The sequence below is a fragment of the Corynebacterium diphtheriae genome, assembly GCF_001457455.1.
In the GTDB taxonomy this organism is placed as follows: Bacteria; Actinomycetota; Actinomycetes; order Mycobacteriales; family Mycobacteriaceae; genus Corynebacterium; species Corynebacterium diphtheriae.
In genome coordinates this window covers 1,111,119-1,130,429 of record NZ_LN831026.1, presented here as the reverse complement: position 1 = coordinate 1,130,429, position 19,311 = coordinate 1,111,119, and the positions used below count along the sequence as shown (strand labels likewise).

General features: G+C 49.8%; 13 protein-coding genes. 7 read left to right on the top strand and 6 right to left on the bottom strand.

All coding sequences use genetic code 11. The features are described 5' to 3' along the window. The first annotated feature begins 34 nt into the window (after positions 1–34). The 3 genes from AT687_RS05575 to AT687_RS05565 all read left to right on the top strand — a co-directional run bounded on the left by AT687_RS05575 (position 35) and on the right by AT687_RS05565 (position 4,139). Complete coding sequence (locus AT687_RS05575; protein WP_014317864.1) at positions 35–673, top strand: MBL fold metallo-hydrolase; 639 nt, start codon at positions 35–37, stop codon at positions 671–673. Between the two features lie 184 nt (positions 674–857). Then, the gene (locus AT687_RS05570; RefSeq protein WP_014317863.1) at positions 858–1,703 is read left to right on the top strand and encodes a DoxX family membrane protein; all 846 of its coding nucleotides are present in this window, start codon (positions 858–860) and stop codon (positions 1,701–1,703) included. A 123-nt stretch (positions 1,704–1,826) separates the two neighbouring features. Further along, positions 1,827–4,139, top strand: coding sequence for a HelD family protein (locus AT687_RS05565; protein ID WP_014319054.1), 2,313 nt, complete (start codon positions 1,827–1,829; stop codon positions 4,137–4,139). A gap of 48 nt (positions 4,140–4,187) precedes the next feature. Here AT687_RS05565 and AT687_RS05560 read toward each other — a convergent pair whose 3' ends face one another. From AT687_RS05560 to coaE, 4 genes are all read right to left on the bottom strand, one after another. Further along, entirely contained in the window at positions 4,188–4,628 is a 441-nt protein-coding gene (locus tag AT687_RS05560; RefSeq protein WP_010934845.1) for a universal stress protein, read from the bottom strand. 229 nt (positions 4,629–4,857) lie between these two features. Continuing rightward, positions 4,858–6,954, bottom strand: a complete 2,097-nt coding sequence (gene uvrB, locus AT687_RS05555) for an excinuclease ABC subunit UvrB (RefSeq protein ID WP_014319053.1) — start codon at positions 6,952–6,954, stop codon at positions 4,858–4,860. 49 nt (positions 6,955–7,003) lie between these two features. Next, positions 7,004–8,236, bottom strand: a complete 1,233-nt coding sequence (locus tag AT687_RS05550; RefSeq protein WP_014319052.1) for a TIGR04053 family radical SAM/SPASM domain-containing protein — start codon at positions 8,234–8,236, stop codon at positions 7,004–7,006. 186 nt (positions 8,237–8,422) lie between these two features. Next, positions 8,423–9,025, bottom strand: a complete 603-nt coding sequence (gene coaE / locus AT687_RS05545) for a dephospho-CoA kinase (protein WP_014319051.1) — start codon at positions 9,023–9,025, stop codon at positions 8,423–8,425. Positions 9,026–9,406: 381 nt separating this feature from the next. On the opposite strand from coaE, the gene AT687_RS05540 reads away from it, so the two are divergent. The 3 genes from AT687_RS05540 to dcuC all read left to right on the top strand — a co-directional run bounded on the left by AT687_RS05540 (position 9,407) and on the right by dcuC (position 14,008). Continuing rightward, positions 9,407–11,437, top strand: a complete 2,031-nt coding sequence (locus tag AT687_RS05540; RefSeq protein WP_014319050.1) for a glucose PTS transporter subunit IIA — start codon at positions 9,407–9,409, stop codon at positions 11,435–11,437. 111 nt (positions 11,438–11,548) lie between these two features. Further along, positions 11,549–12,376, top strand: a complete 828-nt coding sequence (locus AT687_RS05535) for a PRD domain-containing protein (protein ID WP_003851273.1) — start codon at positions 11,549–11,551, stop codon at positions 12,374–12,376. Positions 12,377–12,595: 219 nt separating this feature from the next. Further along, positions 12,596–14,008, top strand: coding sequence for a C4-dicarboxylate transporter DcuC (dcuC, locus tag AT687_RS05530; protein ID WP_010934840.1), 1,413 nt, complete (start codon positions 12,596–12,598; stop codon positions 14,006–14,008). Between the two features lie 83 nt (positions 14,009–14,091). Here dcuC and rpsA read toward each other — a convergent pair whose 3' ends face one another. Continuing rightward, positions 14,092–15,552 carry a 30S ribosomal protein S1 gene (gene rpsA, locus AT687_RS05525; protein WP_003851272.1) on the bottom strand — a complete coding sequence of 487 codons (1,461 nt, stop codon included), beginning with the start codon at positions 15,550–15,552 and terminating at the stop codon, positions 14,092–14,094. A 210-nt stretch (positions 15,553–15,762) separates the two neighbouring features. On the opposite strand from rpsA, the gene AT687_RS05520 reads away from it, so the two are divergent. Next, positions 15,763–16,530, top strand: a complete 768-nt coding sequence (locus AT687_RS05520; protein WP_010934839.1) for a class I SAM-dependent DNA methyltransferase — start codon at positions 15,763–15,765, stop codon at positions 16,528–16,530. Between the two features lie 49 nt (positions 16,531–16,579). Here AT687_RS05520 and polA read toward each other — a convergent pair whose 3' ends face one another. Beyond that, positions 16,580–19,279, bottom strand: coding sequence for a DNA polymerase I (gene polA, locus AT687_RS05515; protein WP_014319049.1), 2,700 nt, complete (start codon positions 19,277–19,279; stop codon positions 16,580–16,582). Positions 19,280–19,311: the final 32 nt, after the last annotated feature.

Genomic DNA, 19,311 nt, shown 5'->3' with positions numbered 1-19,311 from the left:
TTCGAACATACTACCGAAGGGAAAATTGATTAGTGTGGACACTATGACTAACGCATCTTCCACTGACGGTATTTCACTACACCACATCTCAGTAGCTGATTTAGACAACAATTGCTATCTCCTTACCACAGAGTCCGATGAAGGTACCCAAGGTTTGCTTATCGACGCCGCCGACAACGCGCCAGCTCTTCTAGACTTGGCCGAATCAGCGGGCGCACGCATCACCGCCGTAGTAACAACACACCGACACTTTGATCATGTCAGAGCGCTTGAGGACGTCCTCGACACTACCAAGGCAACACATTTTGCTAGTCTCGGAGATAGCCCTCGTCTCCCCCGATCCGCCGACACAACGTTGGGCGAAGGGGACACCCTCCGCTGGGCAGGCCATAGCCTGAGAGCCCATATTCTCCGCGGCCACACCCAAGAAGGGTTAGCCCTCAGTATCAAAATAAATGGCATCTACCATCTATTTGTTGGTGATAGCCTCTTTCCTGGCGGGGTAGGAAAAACCTCAACACCAGAGGAGTTCAACCAATTACTCTCAGACGTTAAAACTCGGCTATTCGATGTATATCCAGACACTGCTGTTGTACATCCTGGCCACGGAAAACCCACCACTTTAGGAACTGAGCGTCCGCATCTGGAACAATGGCGCCAACGCGGTTGGTAATTACTTCAGTTCACTCCACAGATCTTCATGTATAAAGCCCATAGTCTTTACCAACTTGTTGCAATCATCTCGAGCAGGAACGAGCAATGGTCTGTAGCATGGGCATCGTACTCTGGTTTGATGATCCGGACACTAAACGATCAAAACTAGTGATTTAAAGGGCTTAAGAGAAAGGGAATTCTATATGATCCGCAAATTTGCTCGCCCCATGCTCGCCTCCGTTTACGTGGCTGACGGTGTCGACGTTGTTCTCAACAGCCAAGCTCATGTGGAAGGCACACAGACCGTTATCAACCGACTGCGCACGGTTGTGCCTCGCAAATACATGAAAAAACTTCCAGAGGATCCACAGGTAATCACTCAGGCAGTTGGAGCAACCAAAGTATTAGCCGGCAGCTCACTCGCACTCGGTAAAGCACCTCGCACCTCCGCTACAGTTCTGGCTGCCATTAGTGTTCCAACTATCATTGCTCGTCACGCGTTTTGGGAAACTCAAGATCGTGAAGAAAAAATCGCTCGACGTCAGGGCTTTTTAACGAGCATCGCATTACTTGGCGGTTTGGCAATTACGAGCGCAGATACCGCCGGAAAACCAAGCTTGAAGTGGCGCGCTGATAAGGCTGTACAAAAAGCATCCACACAGATTCAGCAAGCTCTCCCTACCAAAACTGAGACCGAAAAATTTGGCGACCAAGCATCTGCAGTTGCAAGCCAAGCATCATCCACAGCAAAAGATTTGTGGAACGAAGCGACAGATGCTGTTTCCCAATACAGCCAAACAGCGCTAGAGTACGTCGAAGATAACAAAGATGATTGGCTAGCTCTTGCTCAAAAGAACGCTGTTTTGGCTAAAAAGAAAGCCGTAAAGGTTGCAGCACGCGCTCAAGAACGAGCAGCTCAAGCATACGAGAGTGCAGAAAAATCTACTGGCCGTAACGCTAAACGAGCTTCTAAAAAAGCTAACCAACTTCAGCGAAAAGCAGAAAAATCTCTGAACAAAGCAATGAAACGATTCGATTCAGCTTTCTAGAATCGCCTTAATTTAGTCCAGAAACGAGTGCTGGCTTTATCACCTAACGAGAGACGGTGTTAAAGCCAGCACTCGCATTTCCCCACTACAACGACTAGATGCAAGCCGTAGTTGAGAAGCGGTATGATTGACAGCTTGTTCTTTCATAACCACACGAAAGGCACGCCATCAATGAAACACCCCATCGATTCAACTTTTGCAGAGATTGAAGACGAACAGGCGTACGTCGATAAGCTTTTTGGAAAACTTGACGAGGAAGTAGTAGCAGCCAATCAGCGTCTCAACGACGTTATGTTGCACGTCGACCCTGCTAACCCCGATGCAGAAGCTTTGGTCAGACGTGAAACTGAATATCACGCATTGAACGAAAAAATCGACCGCCTCAATATTGCCCAATTGGGATTAGTTTTTGGCCGAATCGACGTAACCACCCAGCGCACAGACCTCATCGACAATTTGGTTGCAGGGACAGACAACGTCGATCGTCGTTATATCGGACGCATGGGGCTTGACGATCGCCAAAATGATTACCGGACCCTCCTATTGGACTGGCGTGCGCCATTAGCTCGACCGTTTTACCTAGCCACTACTGCCCACCCCGAAGGTGTTTTGCATCGTAGACACATCCGAACTCAAGGTCGTTCAGTCGTAGGTGTAGATGATGAAGTGCTCAGTGGTGTTAGTGCAGAAAGCGCCCACAGTGAGCGTGCAGATGTAGTGAGCGAAACCGCTTTGTACCGCGCTATGTGTTCTGCACGCACAGGTTACATGTATTCCATCGTAGAAACCATTCAACGCGAACAGGATGACATTATTCGCGACCCAACTCGTGGAGTCATGGTTGTTGAAGGCGGACCTGGTACAGGTAAAACTGCTGTAACGCTACACCGAGTAGCATACCTTCTCTATACATGGCGCGATCAACTCGCAAAAACTGGAGTACTCATCGTAGGGCCAAACCGTAGCTTTTTGGACTATATCTCTCGAGTTCTTCCAGAATTAGGCGAGACTGGTGTCGTGTTGTCAACCGTCGGGGACCTCTACCCTGGCATCAGCGGCACCGCTGTTGAAGATTCACTCGCTCGTGAGATTAAAGGCAGTGAGGAAATGGTCACTGTCCTCCGGCGACTGGTACAAGAATATCAACAGATTCCTTCAGAGCCATTCACTATCAAAATCGATGGCCTAGAACTCACAGTCACTCCAGACATAGTGAAAAAAGCACGAACACGAGCTAGCAGATCGAGACGACCTCACAATGAAGCTAGGCCACTATTTACTGAGCACTTGACTGAGCTGCTTTCACATCAAATGGCCGACCTTATTGGTGCCGACCCCATGAGGGGAAAGAATTTGCTCTCAGCTGCCGATATTGCTCAGTTACATGATGACCTGCTAGAAGAATCCGTTGTTGCCGAGATAGTCGATGAGTACTGGCCGCAACTTACCCCCCAAGATACATTAACGAGTCTGCTCGAATCACAAAATATGATCAGCACAGTTGCCTACGACTACGACGAGGAAACTCAAGAAGCTCTATGGAGACAACAAGGTAGCCCCTGGGCCGCCTCAGATGCAGCGTTGCTGGACGAACTAGCTGTCATCATCGGGGTACTGGATCCAGAAAAAGAACGAGCCGAGCAAGAAAAAGCGTGGCGCGAACAAATCGAAGACGCTCAGGATGCGCTAGAAATCCTCACCGGTTCAGCTAACACAGATCTAGATGATGAATCCGACGCTGAAATCCTTTCTGCTCATGATGTCATCGATGCAGAAACATTGGCTCGACGCCAAGAAGTCCGTGATATTAGATCAACAGCTCAACGGGCACGAGAAGATCTAGCGTGGGCATACGGCCATGTCATTGTCGACGAAGCTCAAGAGCTCACTCCCATGGAATGGCGAATGGTCATGCGCCGCTGTCCATCACGATGGATGACACTTGTAGGCGATACCGCACAAACTAGTTCCCCAGCCGGAGTTGACTCTTGGGCTGAAACCCTAGAGCCGTTTGTTAACGGCCGCTATGTAACCCACCACCTCACTATTAACTACCGCACTCCAGCAGAAATCATGGAATGGGCGAATAAAGTCCTTCACGTTTTTGCACCCGATGCAGTCGGAAGCACCGCTCTACGGCAATCAGGCACACCAGTACGATTTGAAAATAGTGATGCACCAGCAATTGAGATCGCACAAAAGCTACGCCAAGATGATCCATCACGCCTTACTGCCATCATCGGACCAGACAGCATGGCGAACAATGAGATTTTCGGCGTTTCAGATGTCAAAGGGTTGGAATACGACCATGTCGTTGTGACCAACCCAATCGATATTGTTAATGGATCCCCACAGGGATGGCAAGACCTTTATGTTGCACTAACCCGGGCCACACAGTCCCTTTGTATTATCGGCGATCTTCCTGAATTGTCATAAAAAAATGGTGCCATGCGAAAACGCATGGCACCATTGTGTATTTGCTCTTTAGCTTACGGTGTGAACAATCATGACGTCACAATCCGACTGACGTGCAACATCAGCAGGAACCGAACCGAGCAGACGACCGGTCAGGGAGTTAATTCCACGGTTACCAACAACGAGTAGATCTGCGTTGTGCTCGCGAACGATTGCCATCAATGCCTCAACTGGAGTTCCTGGAAGAATGGCAGTCTCAATCTTGGTAGCGCCGATCTCTTTAGCCACTGCAGCTGCCTTATCCAAATTCTGTTGAGCTGGGTCATTACCCAACACAGTGACAGAATCTTGTCGCAGGGTCTTGGAGGCGTCTTCTTTATTTTCGTAATAAGCACAGCCGACAACCAAGGTGCAGTCCATAGCAGCAGCAATCTTTGCTGCACGCTCGACAGCTAGCATCGAGGACTTGGAGCCATCTGTACCGACAACGATGGTGGAATAATCGCTCATGAGAGCCTTTCATTGTTGAACTCGCGTTACGTGCTTTATTGCTAGCCAGCTTACTCTTAAATTACGAGCATGGCAGGCAAGCGCAATAACTGTAAGTCTAACAATATATTGCGCTTTTAAATACCAATTGAATGGTGACGTTATAACAAGCAGATAGCAGGATTAAGGCGCGTCACAATAGGAAAAATTCATTACCGATGCTCACAACAGTGGCCTAGAAAACACCCATTTATGCAAGCCCTATTTCTTCCATACCACGAAGTTCTTTCTTCAATTCGGCGATTTCATCACGTAAACGTCCAGCTAATTCAAACTTTAATTCTCGTGCTGCCGTTCCCATCTGGGTCGTAAGATCGTCGATAAGCGATCGCAATTCTGCCACCGGCATCGACGACGCATTTGTTTTAGAAACGACTACGGCATCGGACGAAGGTGCCGTACTTTGTGCTTTACTTTCTTGAACCTGTTCCAAGATATCCGCAATCTTTTTACGTAGCGGCTGTGGGTCAATGCCGTGTTCTTTGTTGTATGCGATCTGTTTTTCTCGACGCCGCTCGGTCTCATCAATCGCGTACTGCATAGAATCTGTGATCTTATCTGCGTACATAATTACAGTGCCTGAAACATTTCGGGCTGCACGGCCAATAGTCTGAATCAACGATTTAGTTGATCGGAGGAACCCCTCTTTATCAGCGTCCAAAATCGCTACGAGAGAAACCTCAGGCAAGTCCAAGCCCTCACGCAACAAGTTGATGCCAACGAGAACATCATACTCCCCTAATCTGAGCTGTCTCAGCAACTCAACACGCTGCAAAGTATCGATATCGGAATGCAGGTATCGCACCCTAATACCATTTTCTAGAAGATAATCTGTAAGGTCTTCGGCCATCTTCTTTGTCAGAGTGGTTACTAATACGCGCTCGTCTTTAGTGGTCCTCTGTTTGATCTCATGAATGAGATCGTCGATTTGGCCCTTAGTTGGCCGCACATCAATTTCAGGATCTACCAGACCTGTAGGTCGAATGACTTGTTCAACATACTCACCGCCCGAAGCCGCAAGTTCATAATCCCCAGGCGTGGCCGACATATACACCGTTTGACCAACGCGTTGCTCAAATTCTTCCCACGTTAGTGGACGATTATCAAGAGCTGAAGGCAACCGGAATCCAAATTCAACCAAATTGCGCTTACGCGACATGTCTCCTTCAAACATTCCGCCAATTTGCGGAACCGTCACGTGGGACTCGTCGATAATCGTCAGAAAATCCTCAGGGAAATAATCCAACAACGTTGCCGGTGCAGACCCAGCTGGTCGACCGTCTAGATGCCGAGAATAGTTCTCAATCCCGGAACAAAATCCGACCTGCTCGATCATTTCTAGGTCATATTCAGTGCGCATACGTAACCGCTGTGCCTCTAGAAGCTTGCCTCTGTTTTCCAAATCTTCGAGACGATCATGCAACTCAGCTTTAATATCCTCGACAGCTTTTGCCATGCGTTCTGGCCCAGCGACGTAGTGAGTGGCAGGAAATATGCGAACTTCATCTACCCGCCGAATAACGTCTCCAGTTAAAGGATGGATGTAATACAACGCATCAATATCATCACCAAAGAGCTCAACACGGACCGCGACCTCTTCATATGCGGGAATAATATCGACTGTGTCACCTTTTACGCGGAACGTACCTCGAGTAAACCCAACATCATTGCGATCGTATTGAATGTCCACAAGTAGTCTCAGAAAACGATCACGTTCGACTTCTTCGTCTACGCGCAAAACAACAGAGCGATCCAAATATGACTGCGGAGTTCCCAAACCATAAATGCAGGAAACTGAAGACACCACCACCACGTCGCGCCGAGATAACAACGAACTGGTGGCGCGGTGCCTAAGTCTTTCGACGTCATCGTTAATTGATGAGTCTTTTTCAATATAGGTATCTGTTTGCGCGATATACGCTTCAGGCTGGTAATAGTCGTAATAAGAAACGAAGTACTCAACCGCGTTATTAGGAAGCAATTGACGTAGCTCATTTGCCAATTGCGCCGCTAGCGTCTTGTTAGGCGCCATCACAAGAGTAGGCCGCTGTTGTTGCTCAATCAGCCACGCAGCCGTTGCAGACTTACCAGTGCCAGTGGCACCTAATAAAACAACGTCTCGTTCTCCACGTGACAATCGTGCGTCTAATTCCTTAATAGCAGCCGGCTGGTCACCAGCCGGCTCGTATTCGGAGATGACCTCAAATCGCGCATCTGTACGCTCAATATCGCCCACCGGACGAAATTCTGAAACCGATAACTCTGGATGTTCCGCCGCAAAAGCCATATCCAAAAGTGTAGTGTCTGAATCAACTTCTCGCCCGAGACGCCAAGTTTTAATCTTCTACGCCAGAATGCCCCGCATCTAACCACGGCTGCGGCATGTATACACACGTAGGATCTGATGCACGAACATCACCAGTGAGTGCATAAGCAGTCGAACGCGAGCCACCACAGACATCATGAAACTCACATACCGAACACTTACCATGCCAGTGGTTGGGATCTCTTAGAGCTTTAAATGTTGGCGATTGCGAATAAATAGTTTTAATTGATGCTTGTTTTATATTGCCGCAGTGAATTGGCAAGAAGCCACTAGGGTAGACATCTCCGATGTGATCAATAAAAACAAAACCTGACCCTGAATTAACTGCCATCGGCGGTCGTGGGCGGCGTGGTTGAACGGGGTGGGCACCTAATAATTCTGTAGTTTTTTGGGTTAGGTATCGATAAAGTTCACCGCCAGGATACTTATCAAGCTGGCCTTCTTTCCGTAGGCGCTGCTGGATCACCACGCGACGGTATTGTGGCGCTTCAGTAGTTTTAATTGCAATACGATCGGATACGTCGGCAAGCCAATGGAGAACATCTTCACGTTCTTGAGGGTTTAACGCGTTTAAGGCAGCTCCACGCCCAGTTGGTACAAGGAAAAATACGTACCACATTTTTGCGCCCATCCCCATCACCGTCTTCAGTAATGCTGGAGCTTCTCGGATGTTGGACTTCGTGAGAGTGGAATTGATTTGCAGCCTAAAACCTGCTTGAAGAATATCCGCTGCGCGTTTAACAGTCGTGTCGAAAGTCCCACTGAAACCGCGAAAGGCATCATGCGTTTCAGCCGTTGCACCATCTAAAGACATTGACATTGCTTTGCCGCCGAGCTCATAAAGTCGGTGAATTCGCTCTGGAGTCAAACGCGGGGTGACCGATGGTGACAGAGAAACATTTAAGCCAAGAGAAGTACCATAATCCACTAACTCTTCAAGGTCTTGACGCTCAAAGGGGTCACCCCCAGTAAGGACCACCAATGGCTTAGGTCGTTCATATGACGCAAGGTCTGAAAGCAATTGTTTTCCCTGTTCAGTGGTCAGCTGTTCAGGATGCGGCTCGTGCTGCGCGTCCGCCCGACAATGCTGACACACCAAGCCACATGCCCTCGTTACCTCCCAAATTGCAATGAATGGTTTGAGGTTGATGTCTCCACGAATGTGCCGGACCTCTTTAAAATCAGCAACATCACTTGATGTATGAGGCACTTGGAGCGAAGCTGGGTTGAGAGTTGTTGACACCTGACGTTGACCTCCGGCTTGGGGCAAAAATAACCACTGAGCAGTAATCCGCAAAAATCAACCTTTCGATTGACTTTTGTATCAACCATTTTGGAACGGGTTACCTACCAAAATCCAGTTAGGCGACAGTAATTAAGACCACGTCACCGCAGCGACCGACCCAACTTCAAAATATATAACCCCAGCTCATTCCACTTGAGTGGCGAAGCGTTGCCATAATTCACGAGCCAAACGCTCCAACACATCTCTAGATCCAGAGTTATCAATCACATAATCCGCCCTCATTCGGCGATCCTCATCGCTCATCTGTCGCATAATCCGATGGCGTGCATCTTCCTCCTTTAGCCCCCTCAAATCCACAAGCCTGCGAACTCTCAGCTCAGCCGGAACGTCCACTACAACCACGTCGTCCACCAGATCCGACATTCCAGATTCAAACAACAGCGGATGGTCAAGCACTAGGACTTGAACCCCTTCCGCCCTAGCGCACTCAATACCCCTTCTAATCTGACGCCTAATTGCCGGATGAGTAATGGAATTTAGTTGCGCTGTTTTCTCTTCAGAAATAAAAGCACGCGCAGCCAACTCCGCTCGCCGAAGTTTTCCTTCTGCATCAAGAAGATCGCGGCCAAAAACTTGCGAAACTTCTTCAAGTACTGTCGAACCAGGTTCCATTAGGACGCGAGCAATTGCATCGGCGTCGATAGCAATCGCTCCGCAGCCTTGCCAAATCCTCGCAACCGTAGATTTACCACTACCAATACCGCCAGTTAATCCAATAATCCGCATACTCGTACTGTACCCAACCGCTTTCACACCACTCCACCCCAAAAAGATCAAAATGTGACCTAGATCCAATTATACCCATAAGACTCATTAGAATTGATTGAAAAATTCCATTTACCTGCATTTTTATAAAAATAGCAATACCTAAAGACAGCCACACACATAAATCAGTCAAGCTTCAACTCTTTACATGACGGCAGTCACGCCTTTCCCACCATGTAAATGCACATCACGATTGTCTTTGTTAGGTAGCTAGCTGTATTCTCAAACATGGATTGTTACTTCGGGCAAGACCTAGGACGCTTAATTGCAGCGCCCTAGGTCTTTTGTGGTTTCTAAGCTTTTAAAGAGATCGAGCCCATCCATAAATGAAAGGAAAAGCGAATGTCTACGCAAACACGCGAAGATACCGCTCGGGCCATCCTTGATGGCATCGGTGGCGCGAGCAACATTACGTCGTTTACGCACTGTGCAACTCGCCTGCGTTTCGAGCTTGCCGACGCCTCCAAGGTTGATAAAGCAGCCCTCGACTCCATACCTAAGGTCATGGGTGCGGTCCCACAAGGTGGCCGTAATTATCAGGTCGTTATTGGTGGCGACGTAGCCAACGTCTATGACGACATGACCCACCTTCCCGAGATGAAGTCTGCGGCTCCTTCAGATGCTGATATCAAGGCTGCGGCTCGCGCAAAGTCTAAGGGCAAACTGCCATGGATGGACTCCTTCTTTGAGTACCTATCCGACTCCTTCCGCCCAATTTTGGGCGTGCTGCTGGGCGCCTCCCTCATTATCGCGTTCACGGCTGTGCTCGACGCATTCCACATCGTCGACTTCCGCGCAGACGACAAGTCGGCTTCTTGGGTCTTCGTCGATGCAATGTGGCGCTCAGTCTTCTACTTCCTGCCAGTCATGGTGGCCTTCAACGCGGGTAAGAAACTGCGTATCGATCCGTGGGTTCCAGCCGCCATTATGTTTGCGCTATTTACCCCAGAGTTCCTTGGTCTTAAAGAGAGCTCTACTGCGGAATGCGTGACCAACGCAGCCCTGGGCACTGAAACCTGCCACGCTCCAATCTTCGGCATCAACATGACTTTCCCCGATTACGGCGGAAACGTCTTCGTGCCATTGATCATGGCCGCTGTCGCTGCCGTTGTTTACAAGGGCTTCCAGAAAGTTATCCCTACCGCAGTTCACATGGTTTTCGTACCATTCCTGACTTTGGTCATTATGATTCCTGTGACCGCCTTCATCATCGGCCCATTCGGCACCTGGGCTGGTAACGGTATCGGTCTTGGCTTGTCCTGGATGAACGAGAACGCACCATTCGTCTTCGCTCTTGCTATTCCACTGCTATACCCATTCTTGGTTCCACTCGGTCTGCACTGGCCTCTGAACGCCTTGATGCTTATCAACATTCAGACCTTGGGCTACGACTTCATTCAAGGCCCTATGGGTACTTGGAACTTCGCTTGCTTCGGTGCTACCGCCGGCGTCTTGGCACTGTCCATCCGCGACAAGGACACCGTAATGCGACAGACCGCTGGTTCTGCTCTAGCTGCAGGTCTTCTCGGCGGCATCTCCGAGCCTTCCCTCTACGGTATTCACCTCCGCTTCAAACGCGTGTACCCACGTATGCTCGCCGGATGTTTTGCAGGCGGCTTGACCATCGCTGTATTGTCCACCATCTTCGAACCAGTAACCACTAACGCCTTCGTCTTTACTTCGATCCCAACTATGTTCGTGTTTAACCCAGCATGGATCTACATGGTTTCGATCTTGGTCGCCTTCACCGTGGCATTCCTCGCCATCTTCATCACCGACTACCGCACTGCAGAAGAAAAAGCAGAATTCTTTGCTCGTCGCGACAGTGCTGACGATGTTCCTGCCGCAACAGTCCCATCAGCTACTACCCCAGCGCCTGCAGCTGCAGCTGCTAATCCTGCTGGCGAGTGCAAAGTCGGCTCCCCTATTTCCGGCGAAGTACTCCCTATGGCAGAAATCGCCGATCCTGTATTTTCCGCAGGCACACTAGGCGACGGCGTCGGAGTTAACCCAACGGCGACTGCTGGTGCCGGCACAGAGGTTTATTCACCAGTCTCCGGCACCGTTAAATCTGCCATGAAGTCCGGCCATGCTTACGGAATTAAGACAGATGACGGCGTCGAGGTTCTCGTTCACATCGGAATTGATACCGTTCAGATGAAGGGCGAAGGTTTCACTCCTGCAGTCCAAAAGGGCGACCGTGTTGAAGCAGGACAAAAACTCGCAACTGTTGATTATGACAAGGTTCGCGCTGCAGGATATGGCACCACCATCGTCGTTGCAGTTACCAACACAAAGGCAATGAAGGCCGTAACCCCAACCGGCGTCAAGCATGCCGGCGCGGGTGACACCATCTTCACTGTTACGCAATAAACTGAACATTCGATACGGCCCCCTGTTATAGGGCAGCCTTCGAAGTCACTGCGAGCCAAGAGCAGGGTCGTTTCCTTTCAAGGAAGCGGCCCTGCTTTAGAATGAATACTCATGCAAATTCTGCGCGTTTTTAACAACAATGTGGTTCTCGCCCGTCGTGACGATGAAGAGGTCATCGTGACCGGCCGCGGCCTGGGCTTCCAAGCTAAGACTGGAGATGACGTCGACCCCACAAAGGTAGTACGCGTTTTCGTGCCTGCTGATGGTCGAGATCCAGACCACTCCGCGCTCATGCTAGCCGCTATTCCTGGTGAGTACATTCGGTTAGTACTCGAAGCCATGGAACGTGCTGGTTTATCCGAAAAACTACGCAGCACGCTCACCCTCGTGATCGCTTTAGCCGATCACGTACATGCGGCGTCAACTCGTACCAAATCAGTGGAGTATCCGCTTGAGGCGGAGGTTCGCCACCTCTACGCCGAAGATTTTCATAGTGCGCAGCGGTTACTCAAAGAAATTAACTCCGAGTTACAACGTCCACTCCATGAAGCGGAGGCAATCGCATTAACACTCCACATTGTTAATGCTGGTTTTTCCGTAGGAGATCTATCTGGAACGTATCGGATGACCGGCCTTATTGAACAGCTCTTGGAGATTATCGGCGGTTTTTATGGAACCACACTAAGCGGAGAAGATATTTCCGTCGCCCGTTTTATTACCCATCTGCGCTATCTTTTCGTCCGCATGGCCGAGCACAAACAGCTTGATTCGCCTACAGCACGGGTAGCAAGCACGATTGCCGAGCAATACCCGACTGCAGCTCAATGTGCCGAAGCTCTTTCGGCCATTATTGAATTGCGCATGAATGCCCCTCTAACCGCAGAGGAAGTATCTTATCTCACCTTGCACGTCGCTCGTCTCGGCGCAGACAATCGCTAGGTAATTGTCGTAGCCTCTCTCGTGTCAATCATCACAAGTAGTAGATATTCTCCACAGAGGTCATAACCACTAGCTAAAGTGGTTACTACATGAAAGTGTTGGATTAAGGCCACACAGGGAGATCACCGCGTCAGTTTGGCAAGGTCGAATGCTTTCACACGCAAAGACCAGTGCTCCTTATATGACGCGGACGGTCGCTATGTCGAAGGACCTCAGATAGTGCTTTATCTTCTCATAGCCCTCATTTCCTTCGCCGCAGTGATGTACCTAATTATCAAGAAAGTCAACGCTGCTGCTGCGATTTTCTTCGTGGGTGTACTTCTTCTTATGATTGCGGCTATTTCTGGGAAGGCCGAACCGTCAGTAGAAATTAAACCATCTGGTAATAGTTTTTACGATGAGCTGCTTGTCATCGAGGCACTTTTTAAATCCAGATTTTCTGGTATTGGCATGGCCATCATGGTGCTCTTTGGTTTTGTCTCCTACATGCGCACAATCGGTGCCGACGCCAAAGCAGTCGTTCTTTTGTCCGCACCACTCCAAAAAATGCGCGGTTCTTACTGGATGGTACCGATCGGTTTTACCATTGGAACTGCGTTGTCCCTGATTGTGCCATCAGCGTCCGCACTTTCTCTGCTATTGGTCGCTACCCTATTACCAGCACTCGTCGCAGCCGGTCTCACCCCACTCACCGTGGCCGCTATCATCGTCACCTCATCAACCATCGTAGCTACACCTTTGGAAGCTGGACTTATCCAAGGTGCTGATCTCGTGGGTATGCCAATTTCAGAATATGTGTACGGCAACGTTGCTAAGGCCACTATTCCAACTCTTGTGATCACCGCTTTTGTCCACATGGCTTGGCAACATCATTGCGACAAAGTAGACGCACGCAAATCAGCACTTCCCACAAGTGATGCTCCTTCGATTCAGCATGACACGTCAGCAGTTGACGACGCGCTCCGGCGCGCCGCTGGCCTCCCCGCATACTATGCCCTACTCCCCTTGCTTCCACTCCTTCTCATTTTGGTGACAGCCGTCTTACATCGCGCAGACCTACTATCTTTTGAAGCTGGCATTTTGCCGGTGACAATTGTGTCACTATTCATTTCGCTGATAATCGAAGCCATCCGGCATCGAAGCCTCATGAATGCACTAGAAACAGTGAAACTCTTTTTTAAAGGCATGGGAGAAGGCGCTGCGGGTGTGGTCGCACTATTGGTTGCAGCTGCGGTACTCGTCGAGGGCGTAACCCAGCTAGGCGTGATCGATATGCTGATTAATGCTACTGAAGGATCCTCTGGCGCTACTGTGATTATCATTTTGGCATTCGTAGCTTCAACAGCACTTATGTCAGCTTTAACGGGATCTGGCACTGCCCCTTACTTCGCATTCTCTGAAGTCGTACCGTCACTTGCAGCCCAGACTGGTGTTCTCCCCGTTCAAATGCTTACGGCAATTTGGGGAACGTCGAATTTGATGCGCCAGGTGTCCCCCGTCAACGCGGCAGTCATTATTGTTTCGACTGCGATTAATGTCAGTCCTATCAAACTCGTCAAACGTACATCTGTACCGATGATTGTTGCCACGATTTTGAACGTTGTGTTTGCATTCCTTTTCATTCACGTTTAGTACGCCATACGACATAGAAAAAGGTGGGGGTCCTAGCAAAATACGCTAGGACCCCCACCTTAAAGGCTTTTAATCAGTACTGATTAGTTACCAGCAAGCTTCTCGCGCAGAGCGGCGAGCTGCTCGTCGGAAGCCAAGGAGCCACCTTCTGCCTCGGTGTTAGCTGCGGCCGGAGCTGCCTCAGCGGACTCAGAGGAGTAGTTGGTAGCTTCACCTGCTGCTGCAGCTTCAGCGGCAGCAACGCGGTTCTTCTCGATCTGAACAGTGTGTAGCTGGAAGCGACGCTCGGACTCAGCGTAGCGAGCCTCCCAAGCCTGACGCTGCTCGTCGAAGCCCTCGAGCCATTCATTGGTCTCTGGATCGAAGCCCTCAGGGAAGATGTAGTTGCCCTGCTCGTCGTAGGAGTCAGCCATTCCATACTTGGAAGGATCGAACTCTTCGGTGTAGTCCTCGTCAGCCTGCTTGAGGGACAAGGAGATGCGACGGCGCTCAAGGTCAATGTCGATGACCTTGACCATTGCCTCGTCACCGACGTTAACAACCTGGTCTGGAACCTCAACGTGGCGTTGGGCCAACTCGGAGATGTGAACCAAGCCCTCGATGCCCTCTTCGACGCGAACGAACGCACCGAATGGAACGAGCTTGGTGACGCGACCTGGAACGATCTGGCCGACAGCGTGGGTGCGTGCGAATACGCGCCATGGATCTTCCTGAGTTGCCTTCAGAGAGAGGGAAACGCGCTCACGGTCGAGATCGACGTCGAGAACCTCAACGGTAACCTCGTCACCAACGGTGACAACCTCAGATGGGTGATCGATGTGCTTCCAAGACAGCTCGGAAACATGAACGAGGCCGTCGACACCGCCGAGATCGACGAATGCGCCGAAGTTGACGATAGAGGAAACGACACCCTTGCGGACCTGACCCTTTTGCAGCTGGTGCAAGAACTCGGAGCGAACCTCAGACTGGGTCTGCTCAAGCCATGCACGACGGGACAGAACAACGTTGTTGCGCTGCTTATCCAGCTCGATGATCTTTGCTTCGATCTGCTGACCGATGTAAGGATCGAGGTCGCGAACACGACGCATCTCAACGAGGGATGCAGGCAAGAAGCCACGCAGTCCGATGTCGAGGATGAGGCCACCCTTGACAACCTCGATAACGGTACCGGTAACTGGCTCGTCCTTCTCCTTGAGCTCCTCGATAGCACCCCATGCACGCTCGTACTGTGCACGCTTCTTGGAAAGGATCAAACGGCCTTCCTTGTCCTCCTTGGTGAGAACAAGTGCGTCGATCTGGTCGCCGACTTCGACAACCTCATCTGGATCGACGTCGTGCTTGATGGACAGCTCGCGGGAAGGGATAACACCTTCGGTCTTGTATCCGATGTCAAGCAAAACCTCATCATGGTCAACCTTGACCACGGTGCCCTCGACGATGTCACCATCGTTGAAGTACTTGATGGTTGCGTCGACTGCAGCGAGGAAATCCTCAGCGGTTCCGATGTCGTTAATCGCAACCTGAGGGACGTTGTTGGTTGGCATATGTATAAATGCTCCGAAAATAATGTAGGAATCGTTGATGGACAGGAACGCGTCTCTCAAAACACCACATACCCTTGGCATTTGATCCCACTAGAGTTACAGTGCCACCCTCCTACTAAGGCAACCTGCAACTTAAGCACAGACACGCTGTGACAACAATAGTGCATAATCCCAGCTAGATCAAGCAGTTTGAATAGAAAAGAATAATCAATGATGAACATCTCTCATAAAGACCACCACAACGATCAAGAAATCTCAGACGCCAATCGAGATTGGTGGGATTCAGATGCCCAGCGTTACCACAACGACCATGCGGCATATCTCAATGGATTTCATTGGTGCCCAGAAATGCTCCCAGAACGCGAGGCACACCTATTGGGAGATATTTCAGGACTAAATGTCTTAGAGATCGGATGCGGATCTGCCCCATGTTCTCGCTGGTTATTCGATAATTATGACGCCTTTGTTACGGGGTTTGACCTTTCGATGGGCATGCTTAGACATTCTCCTACCGACGTACCTCTCACACAGGCCGACGCTGTGAATCTTCCTTATAAAGACAGCAGCTTCGATATAGCATTTTCGGCTTTTGGTGCTTTCCCCTTCATAGAAAATTTAGGGCCAGTTTTAAAAGATATTGCACGGTGCCTTAAGCCTCATGGCAAATTAGTATTTTCTACAAACCATCCCATGCGATGGATTTTCCCAGACGATCCCACCGAAATCGGATTATGTGCTGAGCTGTCTTATTTTGATCGAAGTTACACAGAACGCGATAAGAACGGCAAAATAACCTACGCAGAATTCCATCGCACTATGGGCGATTGGATCGAGCTTCTCAATGCCTCTGGATTCATAATAGATCGTCTGATTGAACCAGAATGGCCTACCAATCTCACTGAAACATGGGGCCAATGGTCACCACTGAGAGGTCGTATCTTTCCAGGAACAGCTATTTTTGTAACGCATTGCCGTTAGCCCGTGAATGAATTCCGCACTCAGCCACGGGCTCAATTCCAGCTTGAAATTAATGCGCAGCTTCTTCCCAGTTTGTACCGACACCTGCAGAAACCTCCAGCGGTACGCGCAGTGAAATAGCGGCGTCCATTTCTTCTTCTACAAGTTGTTGAACCTTTTCTTGTTCACCTGAAGCTACCTCGAGCACCAATTCGTCGTGGACTTGAAGAAGCACCCTCGATTGGCAGTTTTCTGCAGTAAGGCGGGCGTCGACACGCAGCATTGCAATCTTAATAATGTCTGCTGCTGTGCCTTGAATTGGAGCATTCAATGCAGCTCGTTCGGCATTTTCACGTGCCACTCGATTATCCGAAGAAAGCTCCGGCAAGTAACGTCGACGGCCAAACAAAGTCGATGTGAACCCATCCTTTCGGGCTTGTTCGACCACTTGGTCAAGATATCGTTTTACCCCTCCGAATCGTTCGAAGTAGCTTTCCATGATCACTTTGGCTTCACCAGCAGGGATGTTTAATTGTTGGGAAAGACCAAATGCAGAAAGCCCATAGACCAACCCATAGCTCATCGCTTTAACTCGGCGACGTAGTTCAGGAGTTACTTGATCAACTGGCACATCGAAGACCTTCGAACCCACAAAATTGTGGAGGTCCTCACCCGTTTGATAAGCCTCAATCAAACCTGGATCCTCAGAAAGATGCGCCATCACACGCATCTCAATCTGCGAATAGTCTGCCGTCAGCAGAGACTTATACCCTTGTCCTACCACAAAAGCAGAGCGAATTTTCCTTCCTGCTGGAGTACGCACAGGAATGTTTTGCAGGTTTGGTTCCGTTGAGCTTAAACGACCAGTTGAGGCGACAGTTTGATTAAACGTAGTGTGAATACGGCCGTCATCTCCGACTGCTTTAATGAGGCCGTCTAGAGTAGTTTTCATCTTTTGGAACTCTCGATGCGCCAAGAGATGATCAAGGAACGGATGTGGATTTTTAACAGCCAGCGATTCTATTTCTTTTGCTGCCGTGGAGTATCCAGTCTTGGTCTTCTTAGTCTTAGGAAGCCCTAATGTGTCAAATAAAACCACTTGAAGCTGCTTTGGGCTCGACAGATTTAGGGTCTCATCCCCCGCGAGTTCTCGGGCAGCGCTTTCTTCTTCTTTAACCTGCTCAACAAATACGTCTCGCTGTTCCCGCAATGTGGCCACATCAACGCAAATTCCAGTTGCCTCCATGCGCGCCAACACGCCAACGAGCGGAAGCTCCATTTCCCGATAGAGCTCATATGCGTCGATAGCTTGTAGTTGCGCAGTAAGCGATTTACTTAACTCCAAAATCGCTACAGCACTGTTAACAAGTTTTTGAGCATCAGGTGCGTCAAGCAACGAGAGTTGACCGCTCTCGCTAGAACCGCCGCCTAGTTGACGTTGCAAATGGCACTGATACACGTCTTTCAGATCATACGTGCGCTGGCCAGGGCGCAATAAGTACCCCGCAATAGCAGTATCATGCTCAATGCCGTTGAGAGTGTAGCCCCTGCCCGCGAGCATATGAAATACAGCTTTAGCTTCATGTAGGTATTTAGGCGAATCACTAGCAATCCACTGCGCAAATGCTTGGTCGTCATCGGCGTCAAGGTCACCGAAATCAAGCGCTACAGCATGAAATTGCTTATCGACGATCGCCGCCGACTCAGCATCACCACTGGCGGGACTACCATGGCCTCGCACATACAATGCCAGCGACTGCCCAGCGCGATTGGCGAGCCATGATGCTAGTTTTTCATGGTCGATGACGACTTCAGGCTTGTCTTCTTCAGGCTCTTCAGAGACGTTCCCTTGCGCATCAACTGCATGGATCACTCGATCGCGGAGATTCGATCCAAATTCAAGTTCATCAAACTTAGATGCAATTGCCGACGCATCAGCGGGTTTGCGCTCGAGCTGATCTGGAGCATAAGGAAGTTCGAGATCCTTGACCATCTCAGTCAAAGTGCGATTCATACGCACCTGATCTAAACGCTCTCGGAAGCTATTACCAGCTTTGCCCTTAATCTCATCGGCATGAGCAAGCAAGGAATCCAGATTTCCATATTGGACGATCCACTTTGTAGCGGTTTTCTCACCAACACCTGGGATATTAGGCAAATTATCTGAAGGATCTCCCCGCAATGCCGCGAAATCTGGATACTGTACTGGAGTTAATCCATATTTTTCTTCCACCGCTTCTGGGGTGAAACGATGAAGAACAGATACACCACGCATGGGATACAGCACCGTGGTTGATTCGTTTACTAGCTGGAAAGAATCGCGATCACCAGTAACGATATACGTATCAAAACCAAGTGGGCCCGCTGCGGTAGCCAACGTGGCGATGATATCGTCCGCCTCAAAATTTTCTTTTTCCAAGGTGGTGATTCCCAAAGTCCCTAGGACCTCTTTAATAATTTCCACCTGTCCTTTAAATTCTGGTGGCGCAGCCTCACGCTGCGCTTTGTATTCAGGGAACATCTCGGTTCGAAATGTTTGGCGGCCAACGTCGAACGCAACTGCTACGTGGGTTGGCTTTTCTTCAACGAGCAGTGACGACAACATCGACAAAAATCCGTAAACGGCATTCGTCGCCTGTCCACCCGATGTAGAGAAGTTCTCCGCAGGCAGCGCGTAGAACGCACGGAAGGCCATCGAGTGGCCGTCGATAAGCATGAGTCGGTTCGCATTGGAAGTCACGATGGCCAGTGTAACGAGTACATCTAACATTTGCCCGAATCCACCCTCCGAACAGGCAATTT

Excerpts from the sequence above, each read along its gene's own strand:
- AT687_RS05570 (WP_014317863.1), top strand. The coding sequence starts at position 858 with ATGATCCGCAAATTTGCTCGCCCCATGCTCGCCTCCGTTTACGTGGCT.
- AT687_RS05565 (WP_014319054.1), top strand. The coding sequence starts at position 1,827 with ATGATTGACAGCTTGTTCTTTCATAACCACACGAAAGGCACGCCATCA.
- AT687_RS05560 (WP_010934845.1), bottom strand. The coding sequence starts at position 4,628 with ATGAGCGATTATTCCACCATCGTTGTCGGTACAGATGGCTCCAAGTCC.
- uvrB (WP_014319053.1), bottom strand. The coding sequence starts at position 6,954 with ATGGCTTTTGCGGCGGAACATCCAGAGTTATCGGTTTCAGAATTTCGT.
- coaE (WP_014319051.1), bottom strand. The coding sequence starts at position 9,025 with ATGCGGATTATTGGATTAACTGGCGGTATTGGTAGTGGTAAATCTACG.
- AT687_RS05540 (WP_014319050.1), top strand. The coding sequence starts at position 9,407 with ATGTCTACGCAAACACGCGAAGATACCGCTCGGGCCATCCTTGATGGC.
- AT687_RS05535 (WP_003851273.1), top strand. The coding sequence starts at position 11,549 with ATGCAAATTCTGCGCGTTTTTAACAACAATGTGGTTCTCGCCCGTCGT.
- rpsA (WP_003851272.1), bottom strand. The coding sequence starts at position 15,552 with ATGCCAACCAACAACGTCCCTCAGGTTGCGATTAACGACATCGGAACC.
- AT687_RS05520 (WP_010934839.1), top strand. The coding sequence starts at position 15,763 with ATGATGAACATCTCTCATAAAGACCACCACAACGATCAAGAAATCTCA.
- polA (WP_014319049.1), bottom strand. The coding sequence starts at position 19,279 with ATGTTAGATGTACTCGTTACACTGGCCATCGTGACTTCCAATGCGAAC.